This window comes from Gluconobacter sp. GP1 (genome assembly GCF_032913585.1).
GTDB lineage: Bacteria > Pseudomonadota > Alphaproteobacteria > Acetobacterales > Acetobacteraceae > Gluconobacter > Gluconobacter cerinus.
Genome location: NZ_JASGXC010000019.1, coordinates 4875 through 8489, shown reverse-complemented (window position 1 = coordinate 8489; position 3615 = coordinate 4875). Strand labels below are relative to the sequence as shown.

General features: G+C 52.0%; 3 protein-coding genes and 1 pseudogene. All 4 read right to left on the bottom strand.

Features of this window, described 5'->3' with window-relative positions; genetic code table 11:
- Nucleotides 1–608 precede the first annotated feature (608 nt).
- Entirely contained in the window at nucleotides 609–980 is a 372-nt protein-coding gene (locus R5H23_RS16330) for a hypothetical protein (protein WP_317216078.1), read from the bottom strand.
- Nucleotides 977–1657: a ParA family protein gene (locus R5H23_RS16325; RefSeq protein WP_061928380.1), complete on the bottom strand. Its 681-nt coding sequence runs from the start codon at nucleotides 1655–1657 to the stop codon at nucleotides 977–979. The genes R5H23_RS16330 and R5H23_RS16325 overlap by 4 nt, the downstream gene beginning before the upstream one ends.
- 140 nt (nucleotides 1658–1797) lie before the next feature.
- A complete protein-coding gene (locus R5H23_RS16320) occupies nucleotides 1798–2715 on the bottom strand; it encodes a replication protein RepA (protein WP_061928382.1) in 918 nt (305 codons plus the stop codon).
- A gap of 416 nt (nucleotides 2716–3131) precedes the next feature.
- Nucleotides 3132–3615 (bottom strand): annotated as a pseudogene (locus R5H23_RS16315) (integrase); the annotation flags it as partial.

The window sequence follows — 3615 nt, the reverse complement described above, 5'->3', positions numbered from 1 at the left end:
TACGGTCAGTCTACCACGGGCAGACACCGAAAGGTGGGGCAGGGAGTGTTCCCCACCATCCACGTTCAGAACGTTAGTGAAAGGGAATACGGTTGGTCTACCGTCTACCGCTCATGGGAGGACGAGCCAATCAAACGTCCGGGTCTACAGTCAGTCTACCACAGGCAGACACCGAAAGGTGGGGCAGGGAGTGTTCCCCATCATCCACGTACAGACCGTCGGTGACAAGGAATACGGTCGGTCTACCGTCTACCATCCATGACAGGACGGGCCAATCAAGCGTCCGGGTCTACGGTCAGTCTACCACGGGCAGACACCGAAAGGTGGGGGAGGGAGTGTTCCCCACCATCCACGTTCAGAACGTTAGTGAAAGGGAATACGGTTGGTCTACCGTCTACCGCTCATGGGAGGACGAGCCAATCAAGCGTCCGGGTCTACGGTCAGTCTACCACGGGCAGACACCGAAAGGTGGGGCAGGGAGTGTTCCCCACCATCCACGTTCAGAACGTTAGTGAAAGGGAATACGGTTGGTCTACCGTCTACCGGGGTAGGAAAGGGGAACCTCCCTATTTGAACAAGAAACCCCCGTTGCGGGCATTCTCATTTGATCATGGACCATTGTCACGCTCCAGTGCCGCTATAGCTAACTCAAACGTCTCCGCAACTTTTAAACCTAATTTGTCTGCGAGCTCATAAAACCGTTCTGCGTGTTCATTTGTAGTCTTCACACTGACCACGCGATGTCGTCCTGTTCGATACGCTCTTGGTTTCCTCGTGGCTTGATTAGATTCAGCCTTACCTGCGGTGTTTTCGGGCTCGGATACACTTTCTCTACTGACAAATCGGGATCCTTCCGAGATCCGGTCAATCTCCTCAGGGGCGGGCCTCGTATCTTTGTTTTTTGGTGCGGGCTTGAATTTGGAAAGATCCATAGCTCCACCCTTTTGAGGATCCGCAAAGATGCTTGTGCGTGATTTCATCGATCTACGTCCTGTTCGCTGGATAGTAATTCTATCACTTCCCTAGCAAGAGCTTCGATATTCGCTGCGGCACTCGGAAGATTGCGCGCATTTTTGGGATCGAGAGTACGAATAGTACCTCCGAAAGAAAAAATCGCTCTGTATGCATCACGCTCATGAACTTGAACCGAGAACACGGGTACGCCGTTCTCCCGGAATTCTGCTTCAATAGCAGATAAAGTCCGCGGTCGTATTGCTGCGCTTGTGCAGGTAAATAAGATGGCACAGGGAATGTTGATTCTAAATGCCTCTTCCTGCTGCCTGACCTCTCTAACAGCAGAAACAGCTTCAACAGCGTCGAGGGCTGAACCTCTCGTAGGGATAATTACAAGATCCGCACGGCTCATTGCATAAGGTACCATTCTTGACGCGGTACCTTCGAGATCTACTATTACAAAAGAACTTTCTTCTGCTTCGTGGTCAATCGTCTTTATAATAGTCTTTTCGGTAACGTCTTCAATTACCTTTAACGTATCCGGTTTCCCAGGCAGTGATGCCCAACGAGCAACCGGCTTATTTGGATCAGCGTCAATTAGAGTTACGGAGGCACCGTTATGTGCAAACTCCGATGCCAAGAGAATAGCTGTCGTAGATTTCCCTGCTCCACCTTTCGGAGAAGCGAAGACGATAGTTGGCATTAAGGTTCTCCAGAATAGTATACTGCATGGAAACGGAAGACCTTCGGTATACCTCTCATTCCACTTACAGACGAATATTACGCCTTCTCTTAGCTGTCTTACAAAGGTAGGTCAACGGTATACCGAAGGTAATCCCGTCTTTACGAGAGTGTTTTTGGCTTAACTGGGGGTGGGGAGGGAAACAGGGTTGCGCCTGTTCGGTCGACGTCAACTTTCGCTGCAGGATAAACTGCTAATGCCAGTCCCAAATTATCTAAAAAGCCTGTGCGGAAATGGTCCATACGGGCAACGCCTGGTCCAAATTGTAATTTTAAAGCCGCCCAAGTAACGGGTGTAGGCTTTTTTAAGACGTGTAAGCGATACGCTAGCCAGCAATAAATGTCTAAAGCTTGAGAATGACCATTTAGATGCCTAATGGCGGCCTCTTCTATCGGAACCGGGTGGCGTTTTAATTGCTGAAAAAAATTTTCGGACAACTTCACTGCGTCAAGGAATGACGTTGGTTTCCCTGTCGCGTCGTCGTACTCAGTGATCATTCCTGAGTCGATGATATTTTGATTTAGGAATCCGGTGCTATCGGCAGTTTTTATATGAAAGCTCAGACGACAACGCGCAATCCGCTCGGCTTGATCACGAACGTCTGCGACTGCCTTTCCTCCGATGGGAATGCCCATGCGGTTCAGCCATGATCGGAGGCTTTTTCCTATCTCGATTTCCCGGCTATTTGTCTTCAGTGCCTCGGTCTGAAGATAAAGCATAATCAAGCGGGCTTTACTTCCATAGGGAACTCCTACGTACTCAGGCTCGGCGTCTTTCCCTGGTCTCCGTCCCGGCTCAACGAGCAGCGTTACGTGATCGCTTTTTACTTGCCATGCAGCGCTCGACTTAAGTCTTCTATGCGGCAATGCAGCTTGGGCCCAGCCAGAATACAAAAAGCCAATGCCAAGTTCTTCGCTCGACATATAACCACTCGCGATGTCGATCACGCGTCGATCTATATCAAGCTGAAGCGCGCCTTGGCGCCCTATCTGCTCTATAATTCGATGAACTTTAGCCATGCCAATCTCTCCGACATGGAGAGTATGACTAAAGCTAGTTAATCTGTCTCCGTGAACTTTACCGGGGAGCGGAAATGCTCTGGCACGGATGTGCACTTTAGAGGGAGGATGCTTAGTAGAAGATATTAGTTATATATTAGTTTGTCCCGTTAAAGTGCACAGGACAACACGGAAGAGTCCCGCTTTTAGCGTATCACTCTCCGGAAAAGTGCACACTTCCGACGCTAAAGTGCACACCTTCCCCGCCAAAGTGCACGGGATAGCCAAGATATCTTACCAGTTCCGAGCGATTCTTCTGCCCTCGCGGATGGCTCCGCTAAAGTTCACACTTGCGCGGCACAAAAGAGGATCGAGAAGATCGAGGATTTCACCGCAAATCCCGGTAAAGTGCACACCTGAATTCATTCTAGGCCCAATCAGAACCGACTGCGCCCTGGATGCTTGGTCATGGCGTCCTCGACCTCGATATATTTCTCCACCACCCCGAAGGTCTGGTGGCGGGAGAAACGCTTGAGCGAGACCAGATCCGTGCCGTCACGAGCTCCTGTGGTGATCGCTCCGCGTCGCAGGCTGTGTCCGCCGAAATCGCCTGCCAGTCCCGCATCGAGGCAGCGCTTCTGAATGATGCGGGCCACAGACCGGTCAGACAGCGCCTCTGAACCCATGGCGGGCAGGGCAGGGGGCTGACCGGCCTCGGCAGCAGGCGGGAGCCACACGCGCCGGAAAACCGGTCCCTTGGCCTCGGCCAGTTTCGCCTTCCGAAGCCACGCTTCATAGGCCCGGACCGGACACAGGGCAGTAATCCCCCTCGGGATCGCCACCTCGACACCCTGACTGGTGCGATCGCCCTTTGAGCGGTCCAGCCGGATCCGCATTCCGTCATCATCGAGCGCCACGTTG

Coding starts and splice junctions, on each gene's coding strand:
- R5H23_RS16330 (WP_317216078.1), bottom strand. CDS start 980: ATGAAATCACGCACAAGCATCTTTGCGGATCCTCAAAAGGGTGGAGCT.
- R5H23_RS16325 (WP_061928380.1), bottom strand. CDS start 1,657: ATGCCAACTATCGTCTTCGCTTCTCCGAAAGGTGGAGCAGGGAAATCT.
- R5H23_RS16320 (WP_061928382.1), bottom strand. CDS start 2,715: ATGGCTAAAGTTCATCGAATTATAGAGCAGATAGGGCGCCAAGGCGCG.